The organism is Flavobacterium sp. ARAG 55.4 (genome assembly GCF_051846875.1).
GTDB classification, from domain to species: Bacteria; Bacteroidota; Bacteroidia; order Flavobacteriales; family Flavobacteriaceae; genus Flavobacterium; species Flavobacterium plantiphilum.
Genome location: NZ_JBPYCT010000004.1, coordinates 1 through 20,526, shown reverse-complemented (window position 1 = coordinate 20,526; position 20,526 = coordinate 1). Strand labels below are relative to the sequence as shown.

Below are 20,526 nucleotides of genomic sequence, written 5' to 3'. Positions count from 1 at the left end.
TGAAGCCACGAATTCAGGAATACATATATGCTCCTGAATTCATGGCTTTTTTAGATCAAGCTATTTCTAATTTGGGGATTTCGATAGATTGCAATTCCTTTTTATAGTATTCGAATTGGCTCATTATTTCTTTTTTTGTGCTTTGAAAATCAGGAACATTAATGAATAAAATTTGGTAATATGCAATTCCTTCTAAAAGATTGTTTTTAAAAGATTCCAGTTTTTTAGTTTTTGCATTATTTATTTCGTTACCAATAGTCTGAATATCACTTTTTAAATAGTCGATGTACATTTTTAGTTCTTTTACAAAAAAATGAGGACGATTTGTAGTTCTTAAAACCGTTGTATTTCCATAAATATGCTGCAGCATTTTAGAAAGTGAAACTTCCTGATCGAAATAAGCCATATTAGGTCCCGGACAAATCACGACTCCTTGATCCTGACCTTTAATTTTTATGTTGTTTTCCAAATAAGAAGCATTGGCTAAACCTACACAAAGACATGATTTTTCGGTAATCCTGTGTTTTTCTTTTTCATAATTGGCTATTGAAAGAATGTTTTTAGTAGCTTCTAATTCCTCCAGTTTTCCATCTTGGTATTTCTTCGAAGCGGTACAAATTCCATTGCCTTGGCTGTCTTTGCTTAATGCTAAGAATTTTTTAGGACACGAACTACCGGCTTTTCTTTCCTGAATGCGTTTTTGTTTGATAATTTCGTTTGTAGTGCCTCTCAAAGTGTTGAACGGAACTCCCAAAGGCGAAATATGGCTTAAATACAAGTCTTTTTCTTTCGCATTTATCAATAGCTTACGGGTATCCGGATCAACGGATGTTGCTTCAGGAACTAATAGGAAAGGAGTTCCCCAACCCACAGAATCCGCCTGATAATAATTCAACAAAAAATCATGTTCTTCCGAAGTTCCTACACCACCCTGAACTGTAATTCTCAAGTCTAAAGGTTGTTCAGGAATGTTTTTTCCTTTTTGTTCTAAAGCTTTTACCATCAATTCATGAGCGGATTGTACGAGTTGTTCTTTTTTTTCTCTGAATTCTTCCATAATAGGACCTAATAAAAGACCTTCGGTAGCAAAGGCATGTCCGCCACAATTTAATCCTGATTCGATTCGGTATTCTGAAACCCAAAGTCCTTTTTTGGCTAAAAAATTTCCCTGTATCATTGCCGATCGAAAGTCGCTCACTTTTAAAGTGATTTTCTTTTTTAACTGATTATTCTCATCAGGGAAAAAAGCATCAAAATTTTCAAAGTAACTATATAATCTCGGATTCATTCCTGCCGAAAGTACAATGGATGAATTTACCGTACTATAGGCAAAACCTCGAAGAGCCGCATGGGCATCATTGAAAATAACAGGCAATTGTTCCTTGTTTTCAAAATTGTCTTTGTCTAATTTGGTCATAATATTAACATCAACAGCTCCGGCAGATAAATGTTTTTCTATGTAATTTTTAATATTTTCTTTCCAATGAAATCCTTCATCAATAAAAGATTGCAGCCCTTTTTTGATTTCAGATTTATTGGGCAACATGGTAATATAGTTTTCTAAGCATTCTTTGCTTTCGACCAATTCATTTTTAAAATTTTCAAATTTTTCTTTTACAATCCGATCTACTAAATTCAAATAAGAAGTGATGCGTTTGGCTCTGTAATCGGAAACTTTTTGAGATATTTCCTGATATGGAAGATTGAATTTTTGATGGTAAAAGGCATTCATTTTTTCAATCAGTTCATCATCTGCTATAGAAATTACAGATGAAATTCCATAATGAGCCACTCGGATAGGGCTGTCTATGGTATATGCTAATCCCATAACCGGAATATGGAAATTGTGTAGTGGTTTTGAGTTTTCTGTCATGTTATTACATTCATTATAATTAGTGCAAAGTTTATAAAAAGCATTGGCTTAAAAACTGATAAATATCATATTGGTGTTGGAGATACTAACTTATCTTTGAGATTTTTACATTAGATAAAATAGACGATGCGATTTTGAGTTAGAGTATCTGTAATAATAATTGATTAACAAAATATATCTGAAATTCAAGTAAAAACTGAGGTTATAGAGCGTTGTTCAAATAATAAATCAGTAATTTTGCCTAACTTTTTATAAAAAAAACAATGCAAACTCCCAAAAAAATAGCGGTAGTAGGTTCTGGTTTAGTAGGTTCCCTATTAGCTATTTACTTAAAAAAAGCAGGGCATACGGTTCATATTTATGATCGAAGTCCGGATATTAGAAAAATACAATTCTCAGGTCGTTCTATTAATCTGGCCATGTCAAACCGCGGCTGGAAAGCATTAGACGGTGTTGGAGTAGGAGATGCTGTCAGGGAAATTGCAATTCCGATGGATAAAAGAGCAATTCATCTTGTGGATGATTTGAAGTTTCAAAATTACGGACAAGAGGGAGAAAGTATTTATTCTATTTCGCGGGGAACATTGAACAGGAAAATGATTGATCTTGCTGAACAGGCGGGTGCCGAATTTTTCTTTGAACAAAAAATTTGGGATGTAACCTTAGCTACGGCTACTTTGCATATTGGAGAAACAGAAAGAGGAGAGTGGGAAGAACGAAAATACGATATGGTTTTTGGGGCCGATGGCGCTTTTTCAAGAATTCGTCACCGTATGCAACGTCAGAGTATGTTTAATTATTCACAGGAATTTTTAAATATCGGGTACAAAGAATTGAATATTCCTGCTAATGCGGATGGATCCCATAAATTAGATAAGAACTCTTTTCATATCTGGCCTCGTGGTGAGTATATGTTGATAGCGTTGTCTAATTTAGACGGGAGTTTTACCTGTACTTTATTTATGCCTTTTGAAGGAGAAAATTCATTTGCTTCTTTGACAGACAGAAAAGATGTGGAAGCTTTTTTTGAAAAAAACTTCCCGGATTCAGTTGAAGTAATTCCAAATCTAGCCGAAGATTTTTTCAAAAATCCAACAAGCACTTTAGTGACTATGAAGTGTTATCCCTGGACGTATGAAGATAAAATAGCTTTGATAGGAGACGCCTGTCATGCGATTGTTCCGTTTTATGGACAAGGGATGAATGCTGGTTTTGAAGATATAACGGTACTTTATGAAATGATTTTGGAATATGGAGAAGACTGGGAACGTATTTTTTCGGAGTACCAAAAATCCCGTAAACCTAATGCAGATGCAATTGCTGAACTGTCGTATCGTAATTTTATGGAAATGAGTTCTAAAACCGCAGATGATAAATTTTTGTTGCAAAAGAAGATTGAAAAATGGTTTTCTGAAAAACATCCTGATAAATGGATTCCGCTGTACAGCAGAGTAACTTTCAGTGATCGTCCATATGTGGAAGCTCTGGCAATTGGGGATTATCAAAATACGATTATGGAAGAAGTTTTAAAAATGGATAATATTGAATCTGTTTGGGATTCTGCCGAAGTCGAGAATAAGATTTTAGAGTTGTTACAATAAAAAATCAATATCAAAAATCAATTCCAATAGCTAGAATGAAATTGATTTTTGATGTTGATATTGATCTTATTTCTTTAGAATTTTAGATAAAATTCCAAAGGCTCCTCTTATGAAAGTGGCACTTGTTAATACTTTTAAAACAGATTTTCCTACTACTTCTGTGGTGCTTGGTGCTTGTCTGGTGGAGGTTCTTGTTTGTTTTACTTCTTTTTCTTCTGCTTCCTTCTTTGCTTGTTCGGTTTCTGCCTCAGCAATCTTTTTATTTAAAATTTCATAAGCACTTTCGCGGTCTATATTTTCACTGTATTTTTTTACTAATCTTGAATTCGTATTAATTTCCTGAATTTCACTTTCGGTTAGTACATCCATTCTGCTCATTGGTGCTCTTAACATTGTTGCGGCTAAAGGTGTTGGAATTCCTTTTTCGTTTAAAGCTGTTACCAGCGCTTCGCCAATACCTAAACTAGTTATTATTTCGCTGGTGTTGTAAAAATCAGAGCTGGGATAATTATCTGCTGTTTGTTTTATAGCCTGTCGGTCCTTAGCCGTAAAAGCTCTTAAAGCATGTTGGATTTTTAAACCTAATTGCGCTAATATACCGCTTGGAACATCCATTGGGTTCTGAGTGATAAAATAAATTCCAATGCCTTTGGAGCGGATTAATTTTACAATAGTTTCAATTTGGTCTAATAGAGTTTTGCTGGCTTCTTTGAATATTAAGTGTGCTTCATCAATAAAAATGATTAATTCAGGTTGTTCTGCGTCTCCCTTTTCGGGCATTTGCTGGTATACTTCTGCTAGTAAACTCAGCATGAATGTAGAAAATAATTTAGGCTTATCCTGAATGTCTGTCAGACGAAGAATATTTATATATCCCTTTCCTTCTTCATCAATTCGCATTAAATCATGAATATCAAAAGACATTTCTCCAAAAAAAAGTTCGCCTCCCTGTTGTTCTAGTTCTATGATTTTTCTTAAAATAATACCAGTAGTAGAGGTAGAGATTTTGCCATAATTCTGAGTGATTTCTTCTTTTCCTTCTTCTATAATATAATTAATGACTTTTTTGAAATCTTTAAGATCAAGCAAGGGCATCTTGTTGTCATCACAATACTTGAATATAATAGAAACAACACCTGACTGAGTATCATTTAAATCGAGTATTCGTGAGAATAATACGGGACCAAATTCTGATACTGTTGCTCGTAAACGTACACCGCTTTGTTCGGATAAACTTAGTAATTCAACAGGGAATTTAGCTGTTTTATAAGGAATGTTGATTTTATTATGCCGTTCAGTTATAAAAATTTTCTCTTCTCCTTCTTTGGCAATTCCGCTAAAATCACCCTTGATGTCCATCATTAAAACAGGAATTCCAAAAGAGGATAATTGTTCTGACAGTACTTGTATCGTCTTTGTTTTGCCTGTTCCGGTTGCTCCGGCAATTAATCCGTGTCTGTTTAATGTCTTTAATGGGATTTTTACAGCAGCTTCGCTTAAAGTTTCTCCTTCTAATATAGCGCTTCCTAATAAAATGCTTTCTCCTTTAAATTGGTATCCCTTAATGATACTTTCGATGAATTTTTCGGTTTCTTTCATAAGAATCTAAGTTAATTTGAAAAGTTTAGATGTACTGTGTTTAATACTGTTTGAGTGGTGTAATATTAGTATATACTGTAATTTTAAGCCTTTTTTTTTGTTAAATATTAAAAAAATCTATTTTTTTATAAAGAAATCAGATGTTGAAATATTGCGCTATAAATGCATAATTTAATAAATTATTTTATCAAAATCTTTGAATTTTTATGATGATATTGATAATAAAACAATGTTTAGTTTTTTTTAACACCAATTTACAAATGATTAATTTGAATATAACGAAAAAAAATTTTTTTATTTGAACTAAACATATAAATTTGCGGGACTACAAGTTAATAATAACTAAAATAAAATTATTTAAAACTATTAAAATTTAAAAAAAAATGGCAAACGTTAAAAAAGAAAGCAGTTCAAAAGGTGGAGGAATGGTTTCAGGAATCATTATTGTATTATGTGTGGTGGTGGGAATTTTGATTTGGAAATTTGTTATGGGGTCGCCTGCTAACTTTGAGGGAGGAAATCCAGAAACTGGTCACCCAATTAATACGCTGGGAATGGTTTATCACGGAGGAATCATTGTACCATGTTTATTAGGAATGTTATTAATGGTAATCACTTTTTCTATTGAGAGATTTTTTGTAATTACTAAAGCTGCTGGTAAAGGGAATTTAGATACTTTCATGGCGTCAGTACAATCAAGCATCAAAGGTGGGCATATTGAAGAGGCTATTGCTGCTTGTGATAAACAACAAGGTTCAGTTGCAAATGCAATTAAATCAGCATTAGTGAAATATCAGGATGTTAAGAAAGAAGGATTCAACAGTGAGGAAGCTTCTGAAACTATCCATAAAGAAGTAGAAGAGGTTACTTCTCTTGAAATGCCAATGTTAGAGAAAAATATGACTATTATTTCTTCATTAGTATCTTTAGGTACACTTGGTGGGTTATTAGGTACAGTATCAGGGATGATTAAAGCGTTTGGTGCATTAGCTTCTGCAGGAACTCCGGATCAGGCGGCACTTGCAACTGGTATTTCTGAAGCACTTGTTAATACAGCAACAGGTATTGCTACTTCTATTTTGGCAATTATTGCTTACAACTTCTTTACTTCAAAAATTGATGATTTAACTTATTCAATTGATGAGGCAGGAACTACAATCGTAAATACATACAGAAAGTTCAGAGGAAGCTTGAAACAATAATCATTTTGATATCATTGTATCAAAATAAAAAATAAAAAGAATGGCTAAAATAAAAATGAAAAAGAAGTCGACATCGACAGACATGACTGCCATGTGTGATGTTGCATTCCTTTTGCTTACCTTCTTTATTTTGACAGCTACTGCTAAAATTCCTGAGGCACTGCCTGTGGATACACCTGCATCAACCACGCAAGTAAAGTTGCCGGATTCAGATTTAGCAACAGTTATTGTAGGTAAAGATAATGGTAAAAATAAAGTGTTTTTTGATTTAAAAGGCAAGGATGTTCGTAAAAGAACATTAGAGTTGATGTCCGAAAAGTACGGAGTTACTTTTTCAGATGAGGATAAAGATAAATTTGCATTAATGTCTGATTTTGGTGTGCCAATAGGAAGTCTGAAGCAAATTATCGATATGAAATCTGCGGACAGAATAAAAGCAGATCAACCTGGTATTCCCATGGATTCTCTTGATAATCAATTGAAAGAATGGATTTATAATGCTCGTAAAGCTAATAATGAGTATAATAATTCTATAGGAAGTAAGCAAGAATTGCAGATTGCAATAAAAGGCGATGCTAAAGAAGAGTATCCTGTTATCAGAAAGATAATGGATATTTTGCAAGATCAAAATGTAAATACTTTTAGCTTAGTAACCGGATTAAGAGGAAAAGATTTTTAATTAAAAAAAAAACACACTAAAATGGCTGAATTAAATACCGGCGACAGTGGTGGTGGAAAAGGCGGCAAAGTAAGAAGTAAAAAACAAAATTCGAAGGTAGATTTAACTGCTATGGTGGATTTAGCTTTCTTGCTAATTACTTTCTTTATGCTTACCACTTCGTTATCAAAACCTCAAGCGATGAGTTTAGGTTTGCCAGATAAAAACCCCAAAGAAGAATCGAAAGATATGAAGGTTGATGAGAATCGTACGATGACTGTCATGTTGGGAGATAATGATAAAATGTACTATTATATGGGTATAATTAATACTCCGATGGTACCAAAAGAAATTGCTTACGGTAAAGAAGGAATTCGTAAAGAATTGTTGAAAAGAAAAAAAGAAGTTGCGGCCTATACTGCAGCTAAAGGGAAGCCTGATCAGGGAATGATTGTTATTATTAAACCTACTAAAAAGTCAACTTACAAAAACGTTGTTGATATTTTAGATGAAATGGCAATTTCAGCAATTCCTACCTATACAATCAGTAATGATTTTTTACCTGAGGAACAAAAATTGTTAGAAGGAAAATAAGAGCAATCTTATTTCTTAATAACCTAATAATTAAGAAAAATGAAATTAGATATATTAAAAAATTCATGGGTTGATATCGTTTTTGAAGGACGTAATAAACTTTATGGAGCTTATGACTTGAGAAAGTCTAGCGGTAAGACATCAACTAAGGCACTTATCATTGGGGCTTTATTTTTTAGTCTGGCGGTTAGCGCTCCTCTTATTATCAGCATGATTCCTAAAGGGGAAGAAGAAGAGGATGTTTCAGTAAAAGTAGTTAAGCTTACAGATGTTAAATTGCCTCCTAAGAAGGTAGAGCCTCCAAAATTGAATGCGCCACCACCGCCACCACCGCCACCGGCAGTAGATCAGGTGAAATTTGTTAAGCCAGTTGTGGCGAAGGCTGAAGAGGTAGTAGAAGAGCCACCTAAGATTGAAGAAATCAAAGACAAGAAAATCGGAGCAGAAACAATCAAGGGAGATCCTGATGCGGTATTAACTGTAGCTCCGGCTGGAAAAGGTCCTAAAACAAGTCAGGTAGTAGAAGAGTCTGATGATCAGGTTTATAACACTGCCGGTATTGAAGTAAAGCCTGAGTTTCCGGGTGGTATGGATAAATTTTATTCTTTTGTTGGTAAAAACTATCGTACACCGGATGAAGGTGGTCTAAAAGGTAAAGTTTATGTGACTTTTGTTGTTGAGAAAGACGGGTCTTTAACTGATATTAAAGTATTGAGAGATATTGGTTATGGAACAGGAAAAGAAGCGATAAGAGTTCTGCAAAAATGCCCAAAATGGAATCCGGGAATCCAAAACGGAAAACCGGTTAGGGTATTGTACTCTCTGCCAATTACAATTGTAAGTCAGGATTAATGTTAAAGAGATTTATTATAAACATTCAGAAGAAATCGCTTAAAGAGCGATTTCTTCTCGTTATAGCCATTTTGTTTTTTGTAATCTATCTGATTTTAGGTTTGATTGTTCTGTTTATGAAGGATTTGCCATTGGATATGCCAAAGAATTACAGAATTGCTTTTGGACTGCTTTTGATTGTGTATGCTTTTATTCGATGCATAAGAATTATTAATGATAATAAAGAATAGGTATGAAAAAAATAGCACTGTTATGGTTGGGTCTTTTGTTTTTTGGAATAGTTTTTTTTATTTCATGTAAGCAATCAAACTCTCAAAAAGATAAAGAATCAATTCTTAAAGGTACGATTACGATACTTGTAGACGAGACAGTAAAACCTTTAGTTGAAGATCAGATAGCTGTTTTTGAAAGTACTTATAAGGCAAAAATTATTCTTGAAGCTAAATCCGAAAAGGAATTAATGCAATCTTTGCTTAAAGATACTTCTCGTGTTGTGGTAATGTCAAGACCTTTGAATCCCGACGAACTAAAGTTTTTTGAAAAAGCAAAAATTAAACCTAAGACCACTAAATTCGCTACTGATGCCATTGCTTTAATCTCCAATAAAAAAGAATCGGATACTTTAATTGCTGTTAAAGATATTGTGGCTTTTCTCAAGGGTGATCTTGAGACTAAGATTGAAGGTTTGGTTTTTGATAATCCCAATTCAAGTACTGTTCGTTATTTTACGGCTTTAGCAGGAATTTCGGAATTGCCTAAAAAGTGGGTGTATTCTTTTAAGTCTAATGAAGAGGTTATCAAATTTGTAGCTGAAAATGAAGGTATGATAGGTGTTATTGGTGTTAATTGGTTGTTTCAGCCTACAGCTAATATTAATGATTATTTAACTAATATTAACGTCTTGGATGTTGAAGGTTTAAATAAAAATTCTTATTTTGCGCCTTCTCAAAACAATTTGGCAGAAGGAACTTATCCTTTGGCACGTGATTTGTTTATTATTAATTGTCAGGGTTATTCAGGATTAGGGATGGGGTTTTCTTCATTTTTAGCGGGTGAAATCGGACAAAGAATTGTTTTGAAATCGGGGCTTTTACCGGCTAATATGCCTGGTAGAAAAATTTTGATTAAAACAAATTGAAATAATAATGAGAGTGAAATATGAAAATGAATAAATTAAATAAAGTTACAATGAACAAAATTAAATTTTTAAGTGTTGCACTTTTTGCATCTGCTTCTCTGTTGCATGCGCAAGATATTGATGAAGTAAAAAAGCAAATTGATGCAGAGCAATTTCAAAAAGCAAAAACATCTTTAAAATCAATTATAAAAGGAGATCCTTCTGAAGGTAAAGCCTATTTTCTGTTAGGAAATATTTATTTAAAACAAAGTATTGCTGATTCAGCCAAGATTACTTACGATGAAGGTTTGAAAGCGAAAGACAATGCTCATTTTAATAATATTGGACTGGGGCAAATTGATTTGGAAAACAATAATCCAACAGCAGCAAAAGCTAAATTCGAATCTGTAAAAAAAGAAATGCGTAAAAAAGATTTCGAAGAATATATTTATATTGCTAAAGCTTATATGAATAATTCTAATCCGGATTATAAAGCTGCTCTTGCTACTTTAGAATTAGCAAAAGAAAAAAATGCTGATGAACCACAAGTTCTTTTAACTTTTGGAGATGCATATTATGGAGACAAAAATCAGAATCAGGCATTTTCAAATTACCGTAATGCTTTTCAGGCCGACAATAGTTTGATTAGAGCAAAAGTACAGTTAGGTGTTTTGTTAAAAGGAGCCAAAGCTTATCAGGAAGCTGTAGCTGCTTACAATGAGGTAATTGCTTTAAGTCCTAATTATGCTCCGGTTTACAGAGAATTAGCTGAAACTTATTATTACTGGGCATTAAATGTACCTGGTCGTTACGATCAGTATATAAAAGAAGCTTTGTCTTATTATGAAAAATATATGACTCTTACAGATTATTCATTAGATTCCCGTATGAGACATGCTGATTTCTTAATCTTAGCAAAAGATTATAAAGCTTTAGAAATTGAGGCTAACAAAATGAAAGAATTGGATAAAGTAAATCCAAGGATTCTTAGATATTTAGGTTATGCTGCTTTTGAAAACGGTCATATTGATGAGGCTATTTCTTCATTGGAAGATTTTATTAAAAGCCCATCTAATAAAGTAATTTCTTTGGATTATTTATATTTAGGACAGGCTAAAATTAAAAAAGGAACTAATGCTGATGCAACTGCTGTAGATCCGGCATTGTATGCAGAGGGAATCGAGCTTATTAAGAAAGCGGTTGAACTGGAGCCTTCTGTGGCTGACGGTTTAGGTGATTTAGGTAAGGAATATTACGAGAAAAAAATGTTTAAGGAAGCAGCAGCTATTTTAGAGATTGCTACTTCTTATAAAGAAAGCAGAAGTTTCTTGATTGATAATTATTATTTAGGAAATGCAATTTATTTTGATAATGCAGGAAAACCTGTGGCTGAAAGAGATACTATTGCATTGAAGAAAGCTGATATTGCTTATGGAAATGTATTAGAAGCTTCTCCTGAAACTGTTGATGCGTATGTGTCCAGAGCAAGAACCAATAGTTTGTTAGAAGATGATCAGGCGATGATTAAGTATTATCAGGAATATATAGACCATGTTACTGCTAAAGGGGCTGAAGAATTAGCTAAACCAACGGTTAAAGCAAAATTAGTCGAAGCTTACAGTACTATGGCTGCAGGATATGCTAACTTTGATAAACCTAAAGCGATAGAGTATTTTAATAAAGCTTTAGAAGTTGATCCTACAAATGAATATTCAATTCAGGCATTGAAGACACTCCAGTAATTGATTTAAATAAAATGATGAAAGCCAGTAGAAATACTGGCTTTTTTAGATTTCTATGGTAAGCATTTGTAGTTTATTGAGCGATGTCTTTTGTAAATTAGTTATCTTTGCTCCCTTAACTTGAAAAAATGCTATCAAAAGAAATTCAATTAGAAGTGAACAAAGGTGCTATGTTGCCTTTGATGGAGGAATTTTATACTATTCAGGGAGAAGGATTTCATACGGGAACAGCAGCTTATTTTATTAGAATTGGCGGGTGTGATGTGGGATGCCACTGGTGCGATGTCAAAGAAAGCTGGAATGCTGAATTACATCCTCCTACAAATATTCATCAGATTGTAGATAATGCAGATAAGTATGCTGACACAATAGTTGTTACTGGTGGTGAGCCATTAATGTGGGATATGACGCTATTGACACATAAGCTGAAAAGTAGAAATCTAAAAGTTCATATAGAAACGTCGGGTGCTTATCCGCTTTCAGGTTCTTGGGATTGGATTTGTCTTTCGCCAAAAAAAAACAAGTTGCCAACAGAAACAGTTTATAATGCTGCTCACGAATTAAAAGTAATTATTCATAATAAGCACGATTTTGTTTTTGCTGAAGAGCAAGCGCAGAAAGTAAATAAGAATGCCATTTTGTTTTTGCAGCCCGAATGGAGTAAAAAAGAAGAAATGACTCCTTTAATTGTAGATTATGTGATGAATAATCCAAAATGGAGGGTTTCGTTGCAAACACATAAATATTTGAATATACCATAATAGAAATCCCAAACTAATTTCAGTGTTTGGGATTTTTTTGTGCTTTTTATATCGATAGCTTTGCCAGATAATCATAATGTTCGCCTTCTGAAATCAATTCGCATTGCAATCCATTGTCATTTGCGGCATTTTGAAGTGTGTTGTAATCCAGATAAAGCCAGGGGAAAGTGTCTTCTTTTTCTCCTTTGTAGCTAATTGTAAATTCCAATTCTCCATAATAGACATTGGCAGGAATTTCGTAAGCACCGTCTTCGTCTTCGTCAAACATATAAATGATATCGGAGCTGTCAATTAAAATTTGTCCTCCAGGATTTAATAAAAACTTTAATTTTTGAAGAAATTTAGGAGTGTTTTTTAGAGTACCAAAAATTCCTGTTCCGTTCATTAAAAGTAGAATGCTGTCGAATTTTTCATTTTCGAAAGTCAAAATATCTTGGACAAAAGCATTTTTTAGACCACGAAGTTGACATACCTGTATGGCATTTGGAGAAATGTCAATTGCTGTAGTTTCTAATTTTCTTTCGTTTTGTAAATACAAACTATGGCTTCCTGCGCCACAGCCGATATCCAGAACTTTCCCTTTTGCCATTTGTAATGCCTTTTGTTCTATAGCTGGCATTTCATTGAAATTTCTAAATAAATAAGTAACACTCATTTCGTCTTCTTCTGAAATAGTTGTTTCGGTAATCAAATCTTCCGGAGTATTATTTGTTTGGTAGTCTAGAATAGCTTTGCCAAAAAGGTCTTTCATGGTACTTTATTTTGTTGATTCGGTTATTTGTTAATTCGTTTTTGTGTAATTTTGCAGCTCATTTATCAAGTAATTAAATTGGCAAATCCACAAATCGACATACTACAAAAGCTGGCCAAAGATAAGCAACTCGAGAATAAAAAGTATTTTGATAAGCTTAAAAAGAAAACGCCGAAGAATTTAGATTATATAATGCAGGATTTGCATGAGGCTGAATTTAAAAAAACAAACTGTCTGGAATGTGCTAATTGTTGTAAAACAACCGGTCCGTTGTTTACTTCTGCCGATATCGAGCGCATAGCAAAGCATCTTCGTCAGAAACCACAACAGTTTATTGATCAGTATTTACGCATTGATGAAGATAATGATTATGTGTTACAGACTCTTCCTTGTTCTTTTTTAGATTCCGATAACACTTGTTTTATTTATGATGTGCGTCCTAAGGCTTGTCGTGAATTTCCTCATACTGACAGGAAAAAGTTTCAGCAAATTTCAGCAATAACAATAAAAAATATTTCTATTTGTCCGGCAGTATATAATATTGTCGAAGAAATGAAAAGGAAATTACCGTTGTAAGTGATTTTGTTTGCGGATATATGCATTGTTGTTCTTTGATTGCTTTTTTTCTTGTAAGTTCTCTTAATAAGCAAGAATAAAACAGTATTTTTGAAAATCAATTTTGAAATTAGAACACTTGAATCTAGAATATTTCATCGCAAAAAGATTAATAACTGCTAAAGAAAATAAAAGCAGTATCTCTGCACCTATAATAAAAATTGCAATTTCAGCTATTGCAATCGGAATGATTATGATGATTGTGTCTGTGGCGACAGGTATTGGTCTTCAGCAAAAAATCAGAGAGAAAATCTCAGCCTTCAATGGTCATATCATCATTGCTAACTATGATAGTAATCAGTCGGAAACAACTTTGGTTCCGGTGTCCAAGAATCAAAAATTTTATCCAAAATTCAATTCGGTTCCTGAAGTAAATCATATTCAGGCTGTTGCCAGTAAGGCCGGAATTATAAGAACAGCTGATGCATTTGAGGGAATTGTTTTTAAGGGTGTTGGTGCTGACTATAAATGGGATAATATTAGTGAATATCTTGTTTCGGGCAGATTGCCTAATTTAGTAGATGCTCTTAATTCTGAGGTGTTGATTTCTCAATATCTGGCAAATAGATTAAAGCTTAAAGTTGGAGATCGTTTTAATACATTCTTCATGAAAGAAGGGGAGAATAAGCTGCCTAATGTAAGAAGATTTAAGATTGTCGGAATTTTTAATTCTGGTTTTCAGGAATTTGATGCTACTTATGTGTTAGGCGATATCAGGCACATGCAACGAATAAATAAGTGGAAACCAGATCAGGTAGGGGGGTTTGAAGTTTTTGTGAATGATTTTGATGATATAAAAGAAGTTGGAGAAAAAGTGTATGAGCATACAGGTTCTACTTTGGATGCAAAAACGATTGTAGAAAAATACAGTTATATTTTTGAATGGTTACAATTGTTTGACTTTAATATTGTTGTTATACTAATTATAATGATATTGGTAGCAACTATAAATATGGTAGTGGCATTGTTGGTTTTGATTTTGGAACGAACTCAAATGATAGGAATCTTAAAGGCTATTGGTGCAAATAACTGGTCTATCAGAAAAATGTTTCTTTATAATGCTTCTTATTTAATCTTTCGCGGATTGCTCTGGGGGAATTTAATAGGTGTGAGTATTTTGCTTATTCAAAAATACTTTGGAATTATTGAGCTTAATCCTGAAAATTACTATGTAAATGAAGCGCCAGTATATATAAATGTTTTTTATATTTTGTTGTTGAATCTTTTAACGGTTGGGGTTTGTTTTTTGGTTTTGCTAATTCCTTCCTATATCATAACTAAAATTACACCTGTAAAAGCAATTCGTTTCGATTAATGCAGGTTGTTACAAACAGTATTCGTTGTTTTTTTGATCTTTTTTATGTAGCTCTTTCCTGCTATCCGCTTCAATCTTACTCGCCGAACCCCGGCAAGTAAGGGTTTCCGCTGCTATCAGGGCTAGGGGATGGTGCTTACAAGAAAAATGTTCATCATTAATATATAGTAAAGAGTGGTATTTGATTCAAAAATGCTCTGCGGGTCTCTGTTTTTTCATGGAAATCGTGTTGAAATAGGGTAATATTTTTTTTCTAAATTCTTACAAATGATAAAAAACCTAAAATCCAAGTGGTGTATTTTCAGTGAGTTAAAAAAAAGATTAAAAATAGTTGGTTTAAAAGTATTGAATAACGGTATGAAGTAACTACTTTTGCACCCGCAACAACGCAGACGTTCATATAAAGACTGGCAAGAAAAACGAATTTAAATCAAACGAAAGTTTGAAAAAAAGTTCAAAAAAAGCTTGCGAGAAATTAATTTACGTTTTACATTTGCGCCCCGCAAAACACGCAAGTTATTTGAAATACTGACAAGGAAGATGGAGTTGAACTTCGAGAAATAAATCGAAAAAAAACTTTAAATTTTTCTTGCGAGTAAATAAAATAGTTGTACTTTTGCAGCCGCTTTGAGAAACAAGCGAAAAGAAGAATACACGTTCGTAGACATATTGAATTGACAGCCGTTCCGATGCAAATCGGAACAAATAAAATAAGAGTAATAGAATCGATAGATTCAGAATGAACCAATAGAGCTTGAGTCAAAAATAAATAGTCCGCCACGGCGGACGCATAATATACGATGAAGAGTTTGATCCTGGCTCAGGATGAACGCTAGCGGCAGGCTTAACACATGCAAGTCGAGGGGTATAGTTTTTCGGAACTAGAGACCGGCGCACGGGTGCGTAACGCGTATGCAATCTACCTTTTGCAGAGGGATAGCCCAGAGAAATTTGGATTAATACCTCATAGTATTATAGTATGGCATCATATTATAATTAAAGTCACAACGGCAAAAGATGAGCATGCGTCCCATTAGCTAGATGGTAAGGTAACGGCTTACCATGGCAACGATGGGTAGGGGTCCTGAGAGGGAGATCCCCCACACTGGTACTGAGACACGGACCAGACTCCTACGGGAGGCAGCAGTGAGGAATATTGGTCAATGGACGCAAGTCTGAACCAGCCATGCCGCGTGCAGGATGACGGTCCTATGGATTGTAAACTGCTTTTGTACGAGAAGAAACACTCCTTCGTGAAGGAGCTTGACGGTATCGTAAGAATAAGGATCGGCTAACTCCGTGCCAGCAGCCGCGGTAATACGGAGGATCCAAGCGTTATCCGGAATCATTGGGTTTAAAGGGTCCGTAGGCGGTCTTATAAGTCAGTGGTGAAATCTCCCCGCTCAACGGGGAAACTGCCATTGATACTGTAGGACTTGAATAATTAGGAAGTAACTAGAATATGTAGTGTAGCGGTGAAATGCTTAGAGATTACATGGAATACCAATTGCGAAGGCAGGTTACTACTAATTGATTGACGCTGATGGACGAAAGCGTGGGTAGCGAACAGGATTAGATACCCTGGTAGTCCACGCCGTAAACGATGGATACTAGCTGTTGGGGGCAACTTCAGTGGCTAAGCGAAAGTGATAAGTATCCCACCTGGGGAGTACGAACGCAAGTTTGAAACTCAAAGGAATTGACGGGGGCCCGCACAAGCGGTGGAGCATGTGGTTTAATTCGATGATACGCGAGGAACCTTACCAAGGCTTAAATGTAGATTGACCGGTTTGGAAACAGACTTTTCGCAAGACAATTTACAAGGTGCTGCATGGTTGTCGTCAGCTCGTGCCGTGAGGTGTCAGGTTAAGTCCTATAACGAGCGCAACCCCTGTTGTTAGTTGCCATCGAGTCATGTCGGGAACTCTAACGAGACTGCCAGTGCAAACTGTGAGGAAGGTGGGGATGACGTCAAATCATCACGGCCCTTACGCCTTGGGCTACACACGTGCTACAATGGCCGGTACAGAGAGCAGCCACTGGGTGACCAGGAGCGAATCTATAAAGCCGGTCACAGTTCGGATCGGAGTCTGCAACTCGACTCCGTGAAGCTGGAATCGCTAGTAATCGGATATCAGCCATGATCCGGTGAATACGTTCCCGGGCCTTGTACACACCGCCCGTCAAGCCATGGAAGCTGGGGGTGCCTGAAGTCGGTGACCGCAAGGAGCTGCCTAGGGTAAAACTGGTAACTAGGGCTAAGTCGTAACAAGGTAGCCGTACCGGAAGGTGCGGCTGGAACACCTCCTTTCTAGAGCCTAATTGTTAGTTGTGCAAACAACACCTTTAGGAAAAAGACGAAAAGGTCTTTTGGTTTAGGATTTAAAAGTTTTATTACTCTTGCTGTTAATTTAAAAAAAAGAATAAGAATTTAAGTAAAAACAGAGTCTCGTAGCTCAGCTGGTTAGAGTACTACACTGATAATGTAGGGGTCGGCAGTTCGAGTCTGCCCGGGACTACTTTTTAAGCTAAAAATTTAAAGATTGAAAGATTTTAAAATTAAAAGATTAAAAAGAACTGTAAAAAGCTTAAATAAAGGAAATTTTAGAGGTTGAGTAACCGTTTTAAGTACTGTTAACTGAAAACTGTTAACTGACAACTAAAAATTGGGGGATTAGCTCAGCTGGCTAGAGCGCCTGCCTTGCACGCAGGAGGTCAACGGTTCGACTCCGTTATTCTCCACTATCTAAAGAAGATAGAAACAAGAGAAAAGAAAAAAGATTTAGTCTTTGTTCTTTTATCTTTGCTCTTTCCTCTAAAGAAAAAGTTCATTGACATATTGAGATAAGAAAAATATTAAAAAGTAGAAAGAACACTTTTTAGTAATTAGTAACTAGAGAAAAGTAATTAGCTTGGGCTAATCACTAACTACTAATGACTAATCACTAGAAAAAAGTACAATAAGCAAAATAAGGGCGTATGGGGGATGCCTAGGCTCTCAGAGGCGAAGAAAGGCGTGATAAGCTGCGAAAAGTTACGGGGATCTGCACACAAGATTTGATCCGTAAATACCTGAATGGGGCAACCCACTATGTTGAAGACATAGTACACCGATAGGTGGGCAAACCCGCTGAACTGAAACATCTAAGTAGGCGGAGGAGAAGAAAACAAAAGTGATTCCGTAAGTAGTGGCGAGCGAACGCGGATTAGCCCAAACCAATGTTGTTACGGCAATGTTGGGGTTGTAGGACCACGATATTTTATGTACAAGGAACCGGAAGTTACTGGAAAGTGACACCACAGAGGGTGATAGTCCCGTATGGGTAACGAGTATAATAAATAGTGGTATCCTGAGTAGGGCGGGGCACGTGAAACCCTGTCTGAATTTGGCGGGACCATCCGCTAAGGCTAAATACTCCTGAGAGACCGATAGTGAACCAGTACCGTGAGGGAAAGGTGAAAAGAACCGTGAATAACGGAGTGAAATAGATCCTGAAACCATACGCTTACAAGCGGTCGGAGCCCTTTCGTGGGGTGACGGCGTGCCTTTTGCATAATGAGCCTACGAGTTAACGTTGCTGGCAAGGATAAGTGGTTAAGCCACGGATCCGTAGCGAAAGCGAGTCTGAATAGGGCGCTTTAGTCAGTAGTGTTAGACGCGAAACCGTGTGATCTACCCATGGACAGGTTGAAGCTGTGGTAACACACAGTGGAGGACCGAACCCGTTGACGTTGAAAAGTCTTGGGATGATCTGTGGGTAGGGGTGAAAGGCCAATCAAACTCGGAAATAGCTCGTACTCCCCGAAATGCATTTAGGTGCAGCGCTGGTTATAAGTTATATAGAGGTAGAGCTACTGATTGGATGCGGGGGCTTCACCGCCTACCAATTCCTGACAAACTCCGAATGCTATATAATGTTTACCAGCAGTGAGGGCTTGGGTGCTAAGGTCCAAGTCCGAGAGGGAAAGAACCCAGACCATCAGCTAAGGTCCCCAAATATATACTAAGTTGAAAGAACGCGGTTTGTCTGCCCAGACAGCTAGGATGTTGGCTTGGAAGCAGCCATTCATTTAAAGAGTGCGTAACAGCTCACTAGTCGAGCGGACGAGCATGGATAATAATCGGGCATAAGTATATTACCGAAGCTATGGATTTTGTAGTAATACAAAGTGGTAGGGGAGCATTCTAACAGGGTTGAAGGTGTGTTGTAAAGCATGCTGGACTGGTTAGAAAAGAAAATGTAGGCATAAGTAACGATAATGCGGGCGAGAAACCCGCACACCGAAAGACTAAGGTTTCCACAGCTATGCTAATCAGCTGTGGGTTAGTCGGGACCTAAGGCGAACCCGAAAGGGACAGTCGATGGCCAACGGGTTAATATTCCCGTACTACTTTTAACTGTGATGGGGTGACGGAGTGATGAAAGTACCGCGAACTGACGGAATAGTTCGTTAAAGTACGTACCTATAGGCTGCGCAGGCAAATCCACGCGGCTTGGGGAAATACGATAGTACTCGGCGTCTTCGGACAAAGAGATAGTGTACCTAAGGGCTTCCAAGAAAAACCTCTAAACTTCAGGTTAATAGTACCCGTACCGCAAACCGACACAGGTAGTCGAGATGAGAATTCTAAGGTGCTCGAGAGATTCATGGCTAAGGAATTAGGCAAAATAGACCCGTAACTTCGGGAGAAGGGTCGCCTCGTTAGCGATAACGAGGCCGCAGTGAAGAGGTCCAGGCGACTGTTTATCAAAAACACAGGGCTCTGCCAAATCGTAAGATGAAGTATAGGGCCTGACACCTGCCCGGTGCTGGAAGGTTAAGAGGAGATGTTATCTTCGGAGAAGCATTGAATTGAAGCCCCAGTAAACGGCGGCCGTAACTATAACGGTCCTAAGGTAGCGAAATTCCTTGTCGGGTAAGTTCCGACCTGCACGAATGGTGTAACGATCTGGACACTGTCTCAGCCATGAGCTCGGTGAAATTGTAGTAACGGTGAAGATGCCGTTTACCCGCAGTGGGACGAAAAGACCCTGTGCACCTTTACTATAGCTTAGTATTGACCTTGGATAAATGATGTGTAGGATAGGTTGGAGACTATGAAGTGGCGTCGCCAGGCGTTGTGGAGTCATTGTTGAAATACAACCCTTTGTTTATCTGAGGCCTAACTCTCTTTTAGAGAGGACATTGCTTGGTGGGTAGTTTGACTGGGGTGGTCGCCTCCAAAAGAGTAACGGAGGCTTCTAAAGGTTCCCTCAGTACGCTTGGTAACCGTGCGAAGAGTGCAATGGCATAAGGGAGCTTGACTGAGAGACATACAGGTCGATCAGGTACGAAAGTAGAGCATAGTGATCCGGTGGTTCCGCATGGAAGGGCCATCGCTCAAAGGATAAAAGGTACGCCGGGGATAACAGGCTGATCTCCCCCAAGAGCTCATATCGACGGGGGGGTTTGGCACCTCGATGTCGGCTCGTCACATCCTGGGGCTGGAGAAGGTCCCAAGGGTTGGGCTGTTCGCCCATTAAAGTGGCACGCGAGCTGGGTTCAGAACGTCGTGAGACAGTTCGGTCTCTATCTACTGTGGGCGTTAGAAATTTGAGTGGATCTGATTCTAGTACGAGAGGACCGAATTGGACAAACCTCTAGTGTATCTGTTGTCACGCCAGTGGCACCGCAGAGTAGCTACGTTTGGAAGGGATAAGCGCTGAAAGCATATAAGCGCGAAACCCACCACAAGATGAGATTTCTTTTAAAGGTCGTGGGAGATGACCACGTTGATAGGCTATAGATGTAAAGGCAGTAATGTCATAGTCGAGTAGTACTAATAACCTGTAAGCTTATGTACA

General features: G+C 36.7%; 14 protein-coding genes, 2 tRNA genes and 2 rRNA genes. 15 read left to right on the top strand and 3 right to left on the bottom strand.

Annotated features, from left to right (window positions below; translation table 11 throughout):
- Window positions 1–55: 55 nt before the first annotated feature.
- Window positions 56–1,873: a hypothetical protein gene (locus ACSV4D_RS05880; RefSeq protein WP_439227489.1), complete on the bottom strand. Its 1,818-nt coding sequence runs from the start codon at window positions 1,871–1,873 to the stop codon at window positions 56–58.
- Between the two features lie 263 nt (window positions 1,874–2,136).
- Between ACSV4D_RS05880 and ACSV4D_RS05875 the strand changes: the two genes are divergently transcribed.
- On the top strand, window positions 2,137–3,474 hold the full coding sequence (locus ACSV4D_RS05875; RefSeq protein ID WP_408081837.1) for an FAD-dependent oxidoreductase: 1,338 nt from the start codon (window positions 2,137–2,139) through the stop codon (window positions 3,472–3,474).
- A gap of 66 nt (window positions 3,475–3,540) precedes the next feature.
- Here ACSV4D_RS05875 and ACSV4D_RS05870 read toward each other — a convergent pair whose 3' ends face one another.
- The gene (locus ACSV4D_RS05870; RefSeq protein ID WP_408081838.1) at window positions 3,541–5,073 is read right to left on the bottom strand and encodes a helicase HerA-like domain-containing protein; all 1,533 of its coding nucleotides are present in this window, start codon (window positions 5,071–5,073) and stop codon (window positions 3,541–3,543) included.
- Between the two features lie 383 nt (window positions 5,074–5,456).
- On the opposite strand from ACSV4D_RS05870, the gene ACSV4D_RS05865 reads away from it, so the two are divergent.
- The 8 genes from ACSV4D_RS05865 (at window position 5,457) to ACSV4D_RS05830 (ending at window position 11,999) form a co-directional block, all read left to right on the top strand.
- Window positions 5,457–6,275: a MotA/TolQ/ExbB proton channel family protein gene (locus ACSV4D_RS05865; RefSeq protein ID WP_408081839.1), complete on the top strand. Its 819-nt coding sequence runs from the start codon at window positions 5,457–5,459 to the stop codon at window positions 6,273–6,275.
- 40 nt (window positions 6,276–6,315) lie between these two features.
- Complete coding sequence (locus tag ACSV4D_RS05860) at window positions 6,316–6,954, top strand: ExbD/TolR family protein (RefSeq protein WP_408081840.1); 639 nt, start codon at window positions 6,316–6,318, stop codon at window positions 6,952–6,954.
- 21 nt (window positions 6,955–6,975) lie between these two features.
- On the top strand, window positions 6,976–7,527 hold the full coding sequence (locus ACSV4D_RS05855) for an ExbD/TolR family protein (protein ID WP_408081841.1): 552 nt from the start codon (window positions 6,976–6,978) through the stop codon (window positions 7,525–7,527).
- 39 nt (window positions 7,528–7,566) lie between these two features.
- On the top strand, window positions 7,567–8,379 hold the full coding sequence (locus ACSV4D_RS05850) for an energy transducer TonB (RefSeq protein ID WP_439227488.1): 813 nt from the start codon (window positions 7,567–7,569) through the stop codon (window positions 8,377–8,379).
- Window positions 8,379–8,609, top strand: coding sequence for a hypothetical protein (locus tag ACSV4D_RS05845; protein ID WP_408081843.1), 231 nt, complete (start codon window positions 8,379–8,381; stop codon window positions 8,607–8,609). The genes ACSV4D_RS05850 and ACSV4D_RS05845 overlap by 1 nt, the downstream gene beginning before the upstream one ends.
- Window positions 8,610–8,611: 2 nt before the next feature.
- On the top strand, window positions 8,612–9,517 hold the full coding sequence (locus tag ACSV4D_RS05840; RefSeq protein WP_439227487.1) for a PstS family phosphate ABC transporter substrate-binding protein: 906 nt from the start codon (window positions 8,612–8,614) through the stop codon (window positions 9,515–9,517).
- A gap of 50 nt (window positions 9,518–9,567) precedes the next feature.
- Entirely contained in the window at window positions 9,568–11,238 is a 1,671-nt protein-coding gene (locus tag ACSV4D_RS05835; RefSeq protein ID WP_439227486.1) for a tetratricopeptide repeat protein, read from the top strand.
- Window positions 11,239–11,366: 128 nt separating this feature from the next.
- Window positions 11,367–11,999 carry a 7-carboxy-7-deazaguanine synthase QueE gene (locus tag ACSV4D_RS05830; protein WP_439227485.1) on the top strand — a complete coding sequence of 211 codons (633 nt, stop codon included), beginning with the start codon at window positions 11,367–11,369 and terminating at the stop codon, window positions 11,997–11,999.
- A gap of 46 nt (window positions 12,000–12,045) precedes the next feature.
- On the opposite strand, the gene ACSV4D_RS05825 is transcribed toward ACSV4D_RS05830, so the two are convergent.
- Entirely contained in the window at window positions 12,046–12,750 is a 705-nt protein-coding gene (locus ACSV4D_RS05825) for a class I SAM-dependent methyltransferase (protein WP_439227484.1), read from the bottom strand.
- 78 nt (window positions 12,751–12,828) lie between these two features.
- Here ACSV4D_RS05825 and ACSV4D_RS05820 point away from each other — a divergent pair, with 78 nt between their 5' ends.
- From ACSV4D_RS05820 to ACSV4D_RS05795, 6 genes are all read left to right on the top strand, one after another.
- Window positions 12,829–13,326, top strand: a complete 498-nt coding sequence (locus ACSV4D_RS05820) for a YkgJ family cysteine cluster protein (protein WP_439227483.1) — start codon at window positions 12,829–12,831, stop codon at window positions 13,324–13,326.
- 118 nt (window positions 13,327–13,444) lie between these two features.
- The gene (locus ACSV4D_RS05815) at window positions 13,445–14,680 is read left to right on the top strand and encodes an ABC transporter permease (protein WP_439227482.1); all 1,236 of its coding nucleotides are present in this window, start codon (window positions 13,445–13,447) and stop codon (window positions 14,678–14,680) included.
- A gap of 797 nt (window positions 14,681–15,477) precedes the next feature.
- A 16S ribosomal RNA gene (locus ACSV4D_RS05810) occupies window positions 15,478–16,991 on the top strand.
- Between the two features lie 134 nt (window positions 16,992–17,125).
- Window positions 17,126–17,199 (top strand) — tRNA-Ile (locus ACSV4D_RS05805).
- Window positions 17,200–17,348: 149 nt separating this feature from the next.
- A tRNA-Ala gene (locus ACSV4D_RS05800) sits at window positions 17,349–17,422 on the top strand.
- Window positions 17,423–17,638: 216 nt separating this feature from the next.
- Window positions 17,639–20,525 (top strand): 23S ribosomal RNA (locus ACSV4D_RS05795).
- Together the 16S and 23S rRNA genes with 2 tRNA genes alongside form the textbook arrangement of a ribosomal RNA operon.
- The last annotated feature ends 1 nt before the right edge of the window (window position 20,526 follow it).